The organism is Xanthomonas maliensis (assembly GCF_009192945.1).
Taxonomy (GTDB): domain Bacteria; phylum Pseudomonadota; class Gammaproteobacteria; order Xanthomonadales; family Xanthomonadaceae; genus Xanthomonas; species Xanthomonas maliensis.
In genome coordinates this window covers 20,885-34,784 of sequence record NZ_NSET01000003.1, presented here as the reverse complement: position 1 = coordinate 34,784, position 13,900 = coordinate 20,885, and the positions used below count along the sequence as shown (strand labels likewise).

14 protein-coding genes and 3 tRNA genes are annotated in these 13,900 nt (G+C 65.8%); 11 read left to right on the top strand and 6 right to left on the bottom strand.

The window, feature by feature from the left end:
• Positions 1-7: 7 nt before the first annotated feature.
• Entirely contained in the window at positions 8-916 is a 909-nt protein-coding gene (gene dapA / locus CKY51_RS00645; RefSeq protein WP_022972921.1) for a 4-hydroxy-tetrahydrodipicolinate synthase, read from the bottom strand.
• A gap of 92 nt (positions 917-1,008) precedes the next feature.
• On the opposite strand from dapA, the gene CKY51_RS00640 reads away from it, so the two are divergent.
• The 10 genes from CKY51_RS00640 to CKY51_RS00595 all read left to right on the top strand — a co-directional run bounded on the left by CKY51_RS00640 (position 1,009) and on the right by CKY51_RS00595 (position 7,305).
• Complete coding sequence (locus CKY51_RS00640; RefSeq protein WP_152248737.1) at positions 1,009-1,635, top strand: glycine cleavage system transcriptional repressor; 627 nt, start codon at positions 1,009-1,011, stop codon at positions 1,633-1,635.
• Between the two features lie 13 nt (positions 1,636-1,648).
• Positions 1,649-1,999, top strand: a complete 351-nt coding sequence (locus CKY51_RS00635) for a ribonuclease E inhibitor RraB (protein ID WP_031340068.1) — start codon at positions 1,649-1,651, stop codon at positions 1,997-1,999.
• Between the two features lie 34 nt (positions 2,000-2,033).
• Complete coding sequence (locus CKY51_RS00630) at positions 2,034-2,516, top strand: peroxiredoxin (RefSeq protein WP_152248735.1); 483 nt, start codon at positions 2,034-2,036, stop codon at positions 2,514-2,516.
• 82 nt (positions 2,517-2,598) lie between these two features.
• A complete protein-coding gene (locus CKY51_RS00625; protein ID WP_152248734.1) occupies positions 2,599-3,996 on the top strand; it encodes a PhoH family protein in 1,398 nt (465 codons plus the stop codon).
• Positions 3,996-4,478, top strand: a complete 483-nt coding sequence (locus tag CKY51_RS00620; RefSeq protein WP_022972927.1) for a hypothetical protein — start codon at positions 3,996-3,998, stop codon at positions 4,476-4,478. Before CKY51_RS00625 ends, CKY51_RS00620 begins: the two co-directional genes overlap by 1 nt.
• Before the next feature lie 153 nt (positions 4,479-4,631).
• Positions 4,632-5,297 (top strand): YoaK family protein, encoded by a 666-nt coding sequence (locus CKY51_RS00615; RefSeq protein ID WP_425479890.1) that lies wholly within the window; start codon positions 4,632-4,634, stop codon positions 5,295-5,297.
• A gap of 36 nt (positions 5,298-5,333) precedes the next feature.
• The gene (gene thiD, locus CKY51_RS00610; RefSeq protein WP_022972929.1) at positions 5,334-6,143 is read left to right on the top strand and encodes a bifunctional hydroxymethylpyrimidine kinase/phosphomethylpyrimidine kinase; all 810 of its coding nucleotides are present in this window, start codon (positions 5,334-5,336) and stop codon (positions 6,141-6,143) included.
• The gene (locus CKY51_RS00605; RefSeq protein WP_022972930.1) at positions 6,140-7,018 is read left to right on the top strand and encodes an alpha/beta hydrolase family protein; all 879 of its coding nucleotides are present in this window, start codon (positions 6,140-6,142) and stop codon (positions 7,016-7,018) included. Before thiD ends, CKY51_RS00605 begins: the two co-directional genes overlap by 4 nt.
• Before the next feature lie 40 nt (positions 7,019-7,058).
• A tRNA-Arg gene (locus CKY51_RS00600) sits at positions 7,059-7,135 on the top strand.
• Between the two features lie 93 nt (positions 7,136-7,228).
• Positions 7,229-7,305, top strand: a tRNA-Arg gene (locus CKY51_RS00595).
• Between the two features lie 65 nt (positions 7,306-7,370).
• Here the strand turns inward: CKY51_RS00595 and CKY51_RS00590 are convergent.
• Together CKY51_RS00590 and CKY51_RS00585 are read right to left on the bottom strand one after the other, a co-directional pair.
• Positions 7,371-8,363: a DedA family protein/thiosulfate sulfurtransferase GlpE gene (locus CKY51_RS00590; protein WP_022972931.1), complete on the bottom strand. Its 993-nt coding sequence runs from the start codon at positions 8,361-8,363 to the stop codon at positions 7,371-7,373.
• A gap of 44 nt (positions 8,364-8,407) precedes the next feature.
• A complete protein-coding gene (locus CKY51_RS00585) occupies positions 8,408-9,349 on the bottom strand; it encodes a LysR substrate-binding domain-containing protein (RefSeq protein ID WP_022972932.1) in 942 nt (313 codons plus the stop codon).
• Between the two features lie 132 nt (positions 9,350-9,481).
• Between CKY51_RS00585 and CKY51_RS00580 the strand changes: the two genes are divergently transcribed.
• A complete protein-coding gene (locus tag CKY51_RS00580) occupies positions 9,482-10,183 on the top strand; it encodes a pirin family protein (protein ID WP_031340069.1) in 702 nt (233 codons plus the stop codon).
• Between the two features lie 201 nt (positions 10,184-10,384).
• Here the strand turns inward: CKY51_RS00580 and CKY51_RS00575 are convergent, their stop codons facing one another.
• From CKY51_RS00575 to csrA, 3 genes are all read right to left on the bottom strand, one after another.
• Entirely contained in the window at positions 10,385-12,346 is a 1,962-nt protein-coding gene (locus CKY51_RS00575; protein WP_211904841.1) for a methyl-accepting chemotaxis protein, read from the bottom strand.
• Positions 12,347-13,460: 1,114 nt separating this feature from the next.
• Positions 13,461-13,553 (bottom strand) — tRNA-Ser (locus CKY51_RS00570).
• Between the two features lie 84 nt (positions 13,554-13,637).
• A complete protein-coding gene (gene csrA / locus CKY51_RS00565) occupies positions 13,638-13,850 on the bottom strand; it encodes a carbon storage regulator CsrA (protein ID WP_152248731.1) in 213 nt (70 codons plus the stop codon).
• Between the last annotated feature and the right edge of the window lie 50 nt (positions 13,851-13,900).

Sequence of the window (13,900 nt, the reverse complement as noted above, 5' to 3'; positions counted from 1 at the left end):
TCCTGGGTCAGGCCGCGAGCATTTCGCGGCTGGAAAGCGCTTCCAACGCGATCGCGTCGGCGGCAAGGCGGTCGGCCGCGGGCTGATGGCCCGCGGAAAGAGTCAGCAACGGCAACCGCAGTCCATGGCCAATACCGGCGCGCTGCAGCAGCGCCTTGACTGGAATCGGATTGGACTCGATGCCGCAAAAACGGTGGTACTCGCTCAGGCGCGCATCCCAGGCCAGCGCGGCATCGCGCTGACCATCGCGGGCCAGATCGCACAGCCGACGATAGGCCGAGGGCAGCACGTTGGACGCCACCGAAATCAGTCCGTCGGCGCCGGACAGCATGGCCTGGGCGGCACTGCCGTCGTCGCCGCTGAGCACGGCGAAATCGGGCCGACGCAGCGCCACCAGCGCCGCGACGCGCTCCGGCTCGCTTCGGGCTTCCTTGATGCCGACGATGTTGGGATGCTCCACCAATCCGGCCACCGTCTCCGGCAGCAGATCGCACCCGGTACGCCCCGGCACGTTGTAGAGCACCACCGGCAGGCCGCCTTGATCGGCCACCGCCTGGAAGTGCGCCACCAGCCCGGCCTGGGTCGGCCGCACGTACGGCGGCGTGACCACCAATGCGTACTGCGCTCCCAGCGCGGCGGCGCGGCGGGTCTGGGCGATGGTCTTGGCGGTTCCCGACAGGCCGGTGCCAGCCAGCACGGGCACGCGCCCGCCGACCTGTGCGACGGCCGCACGCAGCAGCGTGTCGTACTCGTCGTCGCTCAAGGCCGCCGCTTCGCCGGTGGAACCGGCGACCACCACGCCCTGGACGCCGCCCTGCAACTGCTGCTCCAGCAACCGCTGCCAGGCATCCAGGTCGAGTGCGCCATCGGGATCGAACGGGGTCGCCAGCGCGGTGATGATGCCGGAAAGGGACAAGATTCTGTTGCTCTTACGTGACAGGAAAGGCCCGCGCAGGCGCGGGTTGTGGCCGTTCGCATGTTACTTGCGGCGCGAAAGCACGGGCAAGTATGCTGGTCACCGCCGGGGCGCCTGCCCGGGCGGCCATTCAGCCAGATGCAATGCCGGACGCCCCTTTGACCGACTCTACACCCCGGCCTTCGCCGACCGAAAACCACCTCCTGATCAACGCCTACACGACGCATCCGGAGTCTCCCCTCTTGCCTGTCACCCGCCGCATCGCCGATAGCGGCTGCAATCTCGTGGATGCGCGGCTGGCCACGGTGGGACGCGACGTCTCGGTGACCGCGCTGGCGACCGGCTCCTGGGATTCGGTCGCCAAGCTGGAAGCCATGCTGACCCGGCTCGAGCGCGAGGAGGGACTGAAGCTGGTGTGGTATCGCACCGGCCCCAAGCAGACCCAATCCAACCTGCTGCCGTACATCGTCGAGGTCATCGCCGCCGACAAGCCGGGCATCCTGTTCCAGCTGGCCGACTTCTTCGACCGCCAGGGCATCACCATCGAGAACCTGCAGAGCACGCGCTACCGCGCCATGCAGACCGGGGCGGAGATGTTCTCGGCGCAGGTAACCATCGGCGTGCCGGCCAACATGCACATCGCCGCCTTGCGCGACGATTTCCTGGAATTCTGTGATCACCTCAATCTCGACGCGATCATGGATCCGATGAAGTTCTGAAACGGGGTTCCCGATGGCCATCGCGATGTCGGCATTGAAAGAAATGTTCGCGCATATCCGCGCCGAGTCCGACTGGAACCTCGACGGTCCGCTGCGCTGGGAATACTTCTTCACCGATCCGGCGCAAGCCCCGCTGCAGCGCCTGGCCGAACAGCTGGGCAGCGACGGCTATCGGGTGATCGACATCTTCCTCGGCGAACGCGATGAGGACGATGGCGACGACGAGAACGCCTATTTCCTGCATGTGGACAAGGTCGAGCGACATACGCTGGAGTCGCTGCAGCAGCGCAACGCGGAGCTCGATGCGCTGGCCGCGCGCTTCCACGTCGCCGCCTATGATGGAATGGACGTCGGACCGGCCTGAGCCGGCCGCCCCACCATCCCTGGAGCCAGTAACGATGACCGACGCGACCCTGGATCTTCCCGCCACCACCCTCGACCTGCCGCTGGCATTGTCCGGCGGACGCTCCGCCAGCCTGCGCGACTTCGCTGGCAAGTGGCTGGTGCTGTACTTCTATCCCAAGGACAGCACGCCCGGCTGCACCACCGAAGGGCTGGACTTCAACGCGCTGTTGCCGCAGTTCCGCGCGCTCGGCGCCGAGGTGCTGGGCGTCTCGCGCGATTCGGTGAAATCGCACGACAACTTCTGCGCAAAGCAGGGCTTTGCGTTCCCGCTGATCAGCGATGGCGACGAAGCCCTGTGCCACGCCTTCGACGTGATCAAGGAAAAGAACATGTACGGCAAGCAGGTGCTCGGCATCGAGCGCAGCACCTTCCTGCTGTCGCCCGCGGGCCAGGTCGTGCAGTCCTGGCGCAAGGTCAAGGTGGCCGGCCACGCCGACGCCGTCCTGGCCGCTGTGAAGGCGCACGCCCAGCAGTGATCCCCCGCGCATCCCAGCGTTCTCCATCACCCTGCGGCGCAGGCGTGATGGCGCGCCCCTGCTCCATCACCTGGAAGACCCAATGACCCGAGGCAAGCGCATCTACGTGCTGGACACCAACGTGCTGATGCACGATCCCACCGCGCTGTTCAAGTTCGAGGAGCACGATGTATTCCTGCCGATGCAGGTGATCGAGGAGCTGGACAACGCCAAGAAGGGCACCTCCGAAGTCAGTCGCAACGCACGTCAGGTCAGCCGCTTCCTGGACGAACTGCTGGAGAACACCAACGCCGAGCAGATCCAGGCCGGCATCCTGCTCAGCCATCCGCAAGGCATCCAGCTCAAGGGCCAGGCCGGCATCGGCCGGTTGTACTTCCAGCTGAAGCCGGTCGATCCCGGCCGCACCTTCGGTGCCGTCCTCCCGGACAACAAGATCCTGGCGGCGGTGCTGGCGCTGCGCGAAGAACACCAGGACGTCCCGGTCATCCTGGTGTCCAAGGACATCAACCTGCGCATCAAGGCCTCGATCAGCGGGCTGACGGCCGAGGACTACCAGAACGACCGCGCGCTGGACGACTTCAGCCTGCTGTTCACTGGCGCGATCGAACTGCCGGAAGACTTCTGGCAGAAGCACAACCAGGATCTGCGCAGCTGGAACGAGCGCGGGCGCACGCACTACGAGATCGTCCTGGCCGATGACGAGGATTGGTACCCGAACCAATACCTGTATCTGCCGGGCGAAGACGACGTCGAACTGCGCGTGGCCAAGGTCGGCGGCGGCAAGGCGACGCTGTGCCTGGTCGACGACTTCCGCAGCGGCCAGCACGCGGTGTGGGGCATCGCCGCACGCAACCGCGAGCAGAACTTCGCGCTCAACGCGCTGATGGATCCGGAGATCGATTTCGTCACCCTGCTCGGCACTGCCGGGACCGGCAAGACCCTGCTCGCGTTGGCCGCCGGGCTGGCACAGACGATGGACCAGCAGCGCTACCGCGAGATCATCATGACCCGCGCCACCGTCAGCGTCGGCGAAGACATTGGCTTCCTGCCCGGCACCGAGGAAGAGAAGATGACGCCGTGGATGGGCGCGCTCACCGACAACCTGGAGGTGTTGACGCACAATCAGGAAGGCGGCGCCTGGGGCCGCGCGGCGACCAACGACCTGCTGGCCAGCCGCATCAAGATCCGCTCGATGAACTTCATGCGCGGCCGCACCTTCCTGTCGCGCTACCTGATCCTGGACGAGGCGCAGAACCTCACGCCCAAGCAGATGAAGACGCTGATCACCCGTGCCGGCCCCGGCACCAAGATCGTCTGCCTGGGCAACGTCGAGCAGATCGACACGCCCTATCTGACCGAAACCACCTCGGGCCTGACCTACGCGGTCGACCGCTTCAAGGCGTGGCCGCACAGCGCACACATCACCCTGCGTCGCGGCGAGCGCTCGCGCCTGGCCGACTTCGCCTCGGAGGTGCTGTGATGCAGCCTCTGCGCGCAGCCGTGGTGTTGGGCGTGCTCGCATTGGCCGGCTGCGCCACCACCCGGCCACCCGCCAGCGTGCCGACCGCCATCAAGAGTGGGCAATCGTGGGTGATCAGCCGCCAGAGCGTGGCCGAGCAGGTGTTGCAGACCTGCTCGCGCGACAGCCCCGCGCTTCATCCTGGCGAGGTCACCGGCTATTGGGCACCGACGCTGGCGCAGATCGAACTGCTCGAGTCCCGCCAGGATGCGCTCACACCGACCATTGCCGAGCCACGCGATTTCGACCGGCAATACGTGGGCGTGCTGATCCACGGCGAGCCGAGGATCTATATCAATGCCTTCAAACTGCCTAACGATCCGCCGATCAAACCGGCCCGCAAGGCGGTGCAGGTCTGCGATGGCGGCGCGGCATTCTGGGGCGCCCTGTACGACCCACAAACCGGTGCGTTCTCGGACATCGCCATCAACGCCACGCGCTAGCCCGCGCGTCGTCCGCGTCTACGCATGCCTCTTGCAGACGGCGAGCGCACGCGGGGCGCCATGGGAGCGAACGCCGTCCTGCGGCGTGATCTCTGCGCACGCGGGCGCCACGCGCGCACTGCCAACCGCTGCCGGACCTGAGCCAGGGTGAGCATGCCGCTGCCACGCTGGGCCTGGATCGGTGCGCCGGCACTGTCGGCGGTGGCCGGCATGGTCAATGTCGTCGGCTATCTCGGCTCGGAACACCAGGTGGTCAGCCACCTGACCGGCACGACCAGTCTGCTCGGCGCCGCAGTGGCGCAATGGCGCTGGCCCGATATCGCGTTCCTGTGGGGCGTGCTGATCGCCTTCTGCGCCGGCGCCACCCTGAGCGGCCTGATCCTGCATGAGCAGGCCTTGCGGCTAGGACCGCGCTACGGCATCGCGCTATTGATCGAAACGCTGCTGTTGCTGGCAGCCATCGCGCTGTTCAAGCAGCACGCCAGCGGCGGCGTCCTGATGGCGGCGGCCGCCTGCGGCCTGCAGAACGCCATGACCACCACCTATAGCGGCGCCCTGGTGCGCACCACGCATTTGAGCGGCATGTTCACCGACCTGGGCATCGGCCTGGGCCAGCGGCTGCGCGGCCACCCGCTCCCGTTCCGTCGATTGTTCCTCAGCGGCCTGATCGTTTCCGGCTTTTTCGGCGGCAGCATCGCCGGCGCCTGGCTGTTCCAGTACTGGCAGTACGACACCCTGTACCTGCCCGCCAGCGTGACCGGACTGAGCGGTGCCGGCTATCTGCTGTGCCGTCGCTGGCACCGCAGGCAGGCGCGCTGAGCGCACAGCGGCCACGTCCCGGTGCAGAATCGGCGCATGACCACACCTAGCACGCTGTCCGCCCTGACCATCGCCGGCTCCGACTCCGGCGGCGGCGCCGGCATCCAGGCCGACCTCAAGACCTTTGCCGCCCATCGCGTGCACGGCCTGTCGGCAATCGCCGCGCTGACCGCCCAGCACACCCGCGCGGTCACTGCCGTGCACATTCCGCCGGTAGCCTTCCTGCAGGCGCAGGTGGATGCGTGCTTCGACGACTTCGAGATCCAGGCGGTCAAACTTGGCATGCTCGCCAATGCGGAGATCATCCACTGCGTGGCCGATCTGCTGGAGCGGCATCGCCCTCCCTTCGTGGTGCTCGATCCGGTGATGGTGGCCACCAGCGGCGCGCGCCTGCTCGAAGACAGCGCGCTGGATGCCTTGCGCACGCGTCTGTTGCCGCTGGCGACCCTGATCACGCCGAATATTCCGGAAGCCGAGCTGCTGACCGGCGTCTCCGTGATCGATGCGCAGACCGCCGAGCATGCTACGGCCCGCTTGCTCGCGCAGGGTGCCAACGCCGTACTGCTCAAGGGCGGCCATCTGCAGGAAGGCGCGCGCGTGATCGACCGCTTCGATGATGGCGTCACCCAGGATGTCTTCCTGCATCCGCGCCTGCCGGTCGATGCCCATGGCACCGGCTGCACCTTGTCGGCCGCGATCGCCGCGCAGCTCTGCCAGGGCCTGTCGTTGCGCGATGCCTGCCAGGCCGCGATCGATTACGTCGCACGCGCACTGCAGCCGGGGCATCGTCCCGCACATAGCGAGGTGGTGTTGCTGGATCACGTCGGCGCGGCGCCTGCACCGTGAGTGCCACCCAGGCCTTGCCGGCCGCTGCATCCGATGGCCATCGTTGGGAACTGCTGTATCGCCGACCAGCGCATGCACACGCCAATCTCTTGTGGCTGCCGGCGCTGGGCGTGGCTGCACGCCACTATCTGCCGCTGGCCGAGGCGCTGGCCAGCCGCGGCATCGCCGTCTACCTGCACGAATGGCGCGGTCATGGCAGCAGCACGCTGCGGCCATCGCGGCAACAGGATTGGGGCTACCAGACGCTGCTCGGCACCGACCTGCCGGTCAGCGACGCATTGCGGCGTGCGCACGCACCGCAGTTGCCGCTGCTGCTCGGCGGCCACAGCCTGGGTGGACAACTGGCCTGTTGCCATGCGGCCCTGCAGCCGCGCGACGTCGCAGGCCTCTGGCTGGTGGCCAGCGGCTCGCCCTATTGGCGCAACTTTCCGCTGCCGCTGCGGCTGGCACTACCGCTGGTCTATCGGCTGCTGCCATGGTTGGCGCGCGTACAAGGCGTGCTGCATGGCCGTCGCCTGGGATTTGGCGGGACCGAGGCGCGCGGCCTCGTCGCCGACTGGGCACAGGTCGGGCGCAGCAATCGCTATCGGGCCGCTGGCAGCACATGGGATCTGGAGGCCGCGCTATCGACACTGACGGCCCCGATCAACGCAGTGCTGCTTGCCCAGGACCCCTACGCGCCGGTACCGCCCATGCAGGCCCTGGCGGCCAAGATGCCGAGCGCCAGCTACCGCAGCGTGACGCTGCAAGCCGAACAATTGGGCGTGCCAAGCGATCATTTCGCGTGGATGCGACGACCGGACGCGGTAGCGGAGGCCTTATGCGATGCGAAGACGCCGACACAGGCCGCGGGACAATCTTCACAAAAGGATTGACGCCCGCAGTGGCCGTGCGCATAATTCCGCTCCTGACGAGGCGCCCGTAGCTCAGTTGGATAGAGTACCTGGCTACGAACCAGGCGGTCGGGAGTTCGAATCTCTCCGGGCGCACCATCTTCAGAACAACGAAAAGCTGCAGAACGCGCAGTTTTTCAGCGGTATCGGTCCACTGCATCATGCACGGATCGGCAGTACGACAACAGACATGCGCCCGTAGCTCAGTTGGATAGAGTACCTGGCTACGAACCAGGCGGTCGGGAGTTCGAATCTCTCCGGGCGCACCATTGTCGAAAACGACCAGCTCGCTGGTCGTTTTTTTTTTGCCGCAACGTCGTGACGTCGCAACTGCTCAGTGCGCCAGATTGGCCGCGTCGACCGGGACCACGACCGCCACCGGCTGCAACGACTGCAACGGATGTCCAGCCTGTTGCCAAGCATCCAGGCCACCGCGCAACGGCCGCACATCGCGATAGCCTGCACGCCGCATGCGTGAGGCCAACCACGCCGCCGACACCTCGCCCGGACAGGCGCAATAGATCACCACTGGACGATCGCGCGGCACCGTCGCCAGGATCTGCGACAGATCGCGCTCGTCGGCAAACACCGCACCGGGAATCACATACGGCTGCAACTGGCGATAGCCCGGCGCACGAATGTCCAGCAGCGTCGGACGCGACCGCGGCTCGGCCTGCAGCAGCGGAACCAGCTCGTCGACATCCACGCGCGCCTGCTCGAGGGTGCGCAACAGGCTGTAGCGCCGCCACCAGCGCCAACCGACATAGGCGGCCAGGCCTGCGATCACGACCAGCAGGGCACCGGCCCCGAGATCGGACAGCAGCTCCAGCACGTCCTGCACCTGCTCCGCGAACATTGCCCCCAGGCCGAGCCCGACCGCCGCCCATAGCGCTGCGCCCAGCACGTCGTAACGCAGGAAGGCCAGCGGCCGCACCTGCATCGCGCCAGCCATCGGCACCGACACCATCGACAGCCCCGGCACAAACTTGGCCACTGCCAACACACGCACGCCCCAGCGAGAGAAGAAACGCTCGGTCTGCTTCATGCACGAATCGCGCGACAACGACAGTCGACACAGCGACTGCAAGGTGCGCGTTCCATAGCGACGACCAGCCAGATACCACACCAGGTCGCCGCACACACTGGCCAACAACGACACCAGCAGCGCGATTGTCGCTGCCCACCAGGCATCAGCTCCGCCGTGCAACGCATAGCCGGCACCGACCAACACCAGCGTCGGCAGTGCCGGCACCGGCAGCCCCAACGACAGCGCCAGCACGTTGGCGAATACCAATGCCAGTCCGTACTGTTCGACCAAGGCCTGCATGCGACCGCTCCACGCGACGACGAGCGCGCATTATCCTCCGTCGCTCACGCGTCTGGATGCCGGGCGCCGACAGAACGATACGTTGCGGCCAGCTGCGCCAACCATGCATCGAACAGGCCAGGTGCGCGCAATGCCTGTCGCCACCACGCCAATGCCTCGCCCTCCTCGCCCGGACGCCAGGCCAGATAGAACGTCTCATCGGGCTTGGGGCTGTCCACTGGCACCACCTGCAAGCGACCGGCCTCCACAGCGCCGCGCGCGTACGGCTCGGGCAGAAAGCCGAAGCCGGCGCCCGCCAATTGCAGCACCAGCTTGCTGTACATGTCCGGCACGGTCAGGACGTCGCGCCCGCTTAGCAAGCCGACCGTGCGCGGCAACAGACGCCGCGCCGAATCGGCCACGGCGACCGCACGATGCCCCACCAGCTCGGCAGCAGGTCCTCCACGTTGCGCCAGTGGGTGCTCGGGCGCCACCGCAAAGACGAAGCTCAGGGTACCGATCGGTTCGGCGACATAGCCGCCACCACTCGGGCCCTCGCCCGCCGCAACCACCACGTCCACGCGCCGATCCAGCAGCGCCTCCCAGCTCCCGGACAGCGATTCGCTCACCACCCGCAGCCGGGTGCTGTCGGCCACCGCATAGAACGCCAGCAACTGCGGCTGCAGCAGCGCTGGCGGCAGCACGGCGTCCAAGCCGATGGCGAAGTCCGCCTCCCAGCCGGAGGCCACCCGGCGTACCCGCAGCTCCAGCTCCTGCGCGGCGCGCAGCAGATGCCGCCCTTCCCGCAGCAGCTCCCGCCCCGCCTCGGTCGGCGTCGCCTTCGGTCCGGCGCGCTCGAACAGTTGCACCCCCAGATCCTGCTCCAGTCGCGCCACCGTGTAAGAGACCGTCGACGGCACCTTGTGCAGCACCTTGGCGGCATTGGCGAAGGAGCCGCGACGATCGATCGCGTCGAGAATCTGCAGGGCATCCAGACTCAGCTTCATTGATTCGAATTATTCGATGGTAATGCGCAAATCTACTCGCTTTTTTTCTCCATTGCAGGCGAGGAGACTACCAATCAAGCGCTGTGGCGCGATTTCACCCCACGAAATATTCGAACCTCACTGGAGAACACCATGCTGACCATTCGCAAGAGCGATACCCGCGGCCGCGCCGAGCACGGCTGGCTGTCTTCCCGGCACACCTTCTCCTTTGCCGGCTACCAGGATCCGCGCCATATGGGAATCGGGCCGCTGCGGGTGATCAATGAAGACATCGTGCAGCCCGGCGAAGGCTTCGGCACCCACGGCCACCGCGACATGGAGATCATCTCCTACGTGCTCGGCGGCGCGCTGGAGCACAAGGACAGCATGGGCACCGGCTCGGTGCTGCACTACGGCGATGTGCAGCGGATGAGCGCCGGCAGCGGCGTCACCCATAGCGAATTCAACCACTCCGCCAGCGAGCCGGTGCATTTCCTGCAGATCTGGATCATGCCCGACCGCAGCGGCGTGACGCCCAGCTACGAGGAACAGCACTTCGACGCGGCGAGCAAGCACAATCAGCTGCGGCTAATCGCCGCGCCCGAGGGTGCCGGTGGCGCACTGAAGATCCATCAGGACGCGCGCGTCTATGCCTCGATCCTCGATGGCCAGATTCGCTTGCAACACCCGCTGGCCAGCGGACGCCTGGGCTACGTACACGTCGCCCGCGGCAGCTTGAGCATCAATGGACAGCGGGTGTCGGCCGGCGACGCCGTGCAACTGGTCGATGAGGCCGAGATCGTGCTGGCCGATGCGAACGAGGCCGAGGTGCTGGTTTTCGACCTGCCGAAGTAAGACGCAAGCCAGGCGCTGCTACGCAGCGCCCGCAGTCTGCGTGCCCGTGCCAGGAAGGCGCGGGTGGCGGGCTGCAATCGGTTTCCGAGCGCACGTGCGCGTCCTGTTGGGCAGTACGACGGGCCGTTGCCGCGACCGTGAAGAGCCCTCACTGCCCTCACACGATCGCACTGCCCTCAAGCGACGTGGCGCCGCCCGACCTTAGGCCCGCACGGGCTCCGTCGCTGCTCGTGCACGCGTCGCAGCACCGACCTCCTCCTGCACCGGTGCCGCCGACGAGCCACCACCATTGACCAGGGCGAACAAGGCATCGGCATCGGCCTCGAGCACCTGCGCCGAACGCGCCAGATCATCCACCATGCCGGCCTGTTCTTGCGCCTGCACACCGATCGAATGCAGTGCGGTGTTGGCCGAGGACAGGTCACTGGCTTGCGCCTGGCTGGCAAGCGCGATCTGCTCGACCGTGGCCGTCACCTGCAACACCGACGCCACCATGTCGCGCATCACCATGCCAGCCTGCTCGGCCAGACGCGAACCATCGCCCACCTGATCGGTTGCGTTGAGGATCAATCCGCGGATCTCGCGCGCAGAAACGCTGCAGCGCTGCGCCAGGCTGCGCACCTCGGTGGCCACCACTGCGAAGCCACGCCCCTGCTCGCCGGCACGCGCCGCTTCGACAGCGGCGTTGAGCGCCAGGATATTGGTCTGGAATGCGATGCCATCGATCACTTCGATGATCTGACCGATCCGGTCGGTGGCCGAACGAATCCCGTCGGTGGTCTTGACCACCTCGGCAATCACATCGGCGCCCTTTTGCGCGACCGATGCCGACGTTTGTGCCATCCGCTGCGCCGAACCTGCGCTGTCCGAATTGGCACGCACCGTCTCTGCCAACTGATCGATGGTTGCCGAGGTCGCCTGCACCGCCCTGGACTGATTGGACGCCCGGCTGACCAGCTCCTGATTGCTGGCGGAAATATGCCGTGCCTCACGCTGCACGTTCTGCGCGATGCCCATGGTCTGGCGGACCAGGTCGCGCATGCGCTCGGCAGAGCGCACCTGCTCGGTGACGTCGGTGGCGTACTTGACCACCTTGTAGGGACGCCCAGAGACATCGAGGATCGGGTTGTAGGACGCCTGGATCCACACCGCGCTGCCGTCCTTGCGCAAACGGCGATAGCGACCGGCGTCGAACTGCCCACGCGCCAGCTTCGCCCAAAAACGCCGGTAGTCCTCCGAGGCCGCATAGGCGGTATCGACGAAGGTGCGGTGATGCTTGCCGATGGCCTCATCGGCGCGATAGCCCATGATGGCGAGGAAGTTGTCGTTGGCCGACAGCACATGGCCATCGAGATCGAATTCGATCACCCCCATCACTTTGTCGATGGCCTGGATGCGCCCGTCGGCATCGGCCGACGCAAGCACCTGCCGGGTCACGTCGGTGGCGTACTTGACCACCTTGTAGGGGCGCCCCAGCTCATCGAGTACCGGGTTGTAGGAGGCCTGGATCCAGACTTCGCGCCCATCCTTGCCCAGGCGACGGTAGCGGCCGGAATCAAAGGCACCGCGACCGAGCTTGTCCCAGAACTGCCGGTACGCCTCGGACTGGCGCGTCTGCGCGTCGACGAACATGCGATGGTGCTGGCCGACGATCTCATCGCGCTGGTAGCCCATCGCCTGCAGGAAGTTCGCGTTGGCCTCCATCACGGTACCGTCCAGGGTGAACTCGATCACCGCCATCACCTTGTCGATCGCGTCGATCCGCCCTTCGAAATCCGCGGTCTGACGCACCTGCTCGGTGATGTCGGTTGCGTACTTGACCACCCGATAGGCATTACCGGAACGGTCCAACAAGGGGTTGTAAGAGGCATTGATCCACACTTCCCGCCCCCCCTTGGCCACGCGACAGAAACGGCCGGCGTTGAAGTCGCCACGCCGCAACGCGTCCCAAAACTGGCGATAGCTTTCGCTCTCGCGGTCACTGGTGGCAACGAACATGCGGTGATGCTGACCGAGCACCTCCTCGAGCCGGTAGCCCATCAACGACAGGAAATTCTGGTTCACCGCCAGGATGCGGCCATCCAGATCGAATTCGATCACCGCCATCACGCGATCCACCGCGTCGGCCTTATGTTGCAGCCCGCGCTTCCGGGAAGAAAACAGGCGTCCGAACAGCGGTAGCCGACGCATGGTGAAAATCCATTACAAGATGCCTCCTCTAGCGGCCAGCGGTGGCCAAACTTGACGGCCGCCACACTGGTGCCGCCCGCTTGCGCCACCTGCCCGGGATCGTTCGGAGACATCCATTCAGCACGCCGCAGCGCATACGGCACGAGCGACCCCGCGCACAGACGTCGCGTACGCGTACGCGGTGTGTGAGACGCAGCGGATGCCATGTACAACCGGCGTTAACCAGACCGCCTCGGCATGCGGCACAGCCCAGGCGTCGACGCTGCCAGCAGTCATCCCCAGCCCGCACCAGCGATCTCGGGTCCGAGCGCGCGATTGGAGCTGGACCAACCAGGTGCCCTGCAAGCTCAATTCCGCCAACATCGCCTTGCACGAAGACCAGCAACGCCACGCGCCAACTGAACACGGCTGCAAGCCGACGCCTCGATCGTGCAACAACCACACCTCGTACGTTGCAGTACTAGCTTGAGCCCGCTATAGCGACGATGGCTCTACGATCACGACGACATTGGCCATCTTCTCTGCGCATCAGCGGCAAGCGAGCAGAGCCTGGGACCGCGAGCAAAAGCGAGCGCTAGCGCAAAGTTTTCAGTGGCTCTGCAGCACACCGCGCATGACGAAGGTCAAGCGAAAGCGACCTAGTCGGCGATCGACGCGATCTTGGGACTACCCAGCGCCGCGCGATCGCACTCTCAATGACTGGCGAAATCGTTGGGTCATTGACTGGCAGCGACGTCTAGACTTCGGACACGGTTCGACGCCGGTGCACCCCCCATGCTCTGGCGATCCCCGATCACTCATGCACTCGCACTCTCGCCGCCGGCATCGGCAATGCACTGGCAGGCAGAGAGGAGGCGCCAGCAGCCATGGCGGCTCCAACACGCCATTGCCTGCGCACCGCGAGACAAGGGTGATGCGCGCGGGCGCTGGGCAGCGAAGCCAACTTGGACCTGGCACCGCAGACCTGGCATCGGACAGACGCGTGCAAGGCGCCGGCGTGACCTTGGCCCTCGGCTCACCGTCCATCCGGATCGTCCTTAGACAAAAAAACGCCCGCAAATCATGGATTTGCGGGCGTTTTGACATCTGGCGGAGTGAGAGGGATTCGAACCCTCGATAGAGCTTTTGACCCTATACTCCCTTAGCAGGGGAGCCCCTTCAGCCGCTCGGGCATCACTCCAGTTGTTGCATCCTGCCGCGGTGTTTCGTGGCAGGCCGCGAAGAATACCGGGTAAGAGGGGCTAACGTAAACCCTTTAAGCGAATCAATTCGAAGAATTGTCGCCGTGCTGCGCACCCGAAGCCACCGGCTCATCGCCACGCTGGATACGCTGATAGATCTCTTCGCGATGGACGGCGACATCCTTCGGTGCGGTGATACCGATACGCACCTGATTACCCTTGACGCCCAGCACGGTGACGGTGACCAAGTCGCCGATCATCAGGGTTTCGCCTACCCGGCGAGTGAGGATCAACATTTTCAAAATCTCCTGGAACTGGTGGAGTCCCCACCAGCATTGACGGCCCC

Excerpts from the sequence above, each read along its gene's own strand:
- CKY51_RS00590 (WP_022972931.1), bottom strand. The coding sequence starts at position 8,363 with ATGCAGGCCTTGGTCGAACAGTACGGACTGGCATTGGTATTCGCCAAC.
- CKY51_RS00585 (WP_022972932.1), bottom strand. The coding sequence starts at position 9,349 with ATGAAGCTGAGTCTGGATGCCCTGCAGATTCTCGACGCGATCGATCGT.
- CKY51_RS00580 (WP_031340069.1), top strand. The coding sequence starts at position 9,482 with ATGCTGACCATTCGCAAGAGCGATACCCGCGGCCGCGCCGAGCACGGC.
- CKY51_RS00615 (WP_425479890.1), top strand. The coding sequence starts at position 4,632 with ATGCCGCTGCCACGCTGGGCCTGGATCGGTGCGCCGGCACTGTCGGCG.
- CKY51_RS00640 (WP_152248737.1), top strand. The coding sequence starts at position 1,009 with ATGCTGGTCACCGCCGGGGCGCCTGCCCGGGCGGCCATTCAGCCAGAT.
- CKY51_RS00625 (WP_152248734.1), top strand. The coding sequence starts at position 2,599 with ATGACCCGAGGCAAGCGCATCTACGTGCTGGACACCAACGTGCTGATG.
- CKY51_RS00630 (WP_152248735.1), top strand. The coding sequence starts at position 2,034 with ATGACCGACGCGACCCTGGATCTTCCCGCCACCACCCTCGACCTGCCG.
- CKY51_RS00620 (WP_022972927.1), top strand. The coding sequence starts at position 3,996 with ATGCAGCCTCTGCGCGCAGCCGTGGTGTTGGGCGTGCTCGCATTGGCC.
- thiD (WP_022972929.1), top strand. The coding sequence starts at position 5,334 with ATGACCACACCTAGCACGCTGTCCGCCCTGACCATCGCCGGCTCCGAC.
- csrA (WP_152248731.1), bottom strand. The coding sequence starts at position 13,850 with ATGTTGATCCTCACTCGCCGGGTAGGCGAAACCCTGATGATCGGCGAC.
- CKY51_RS00635 (WP_031340068.1), top strand. The coding sequence starts at position 1,649 with ATGGCCATCGCGATGTCGGCATTGAAAGAAATGTTCGCGCATATCCGC.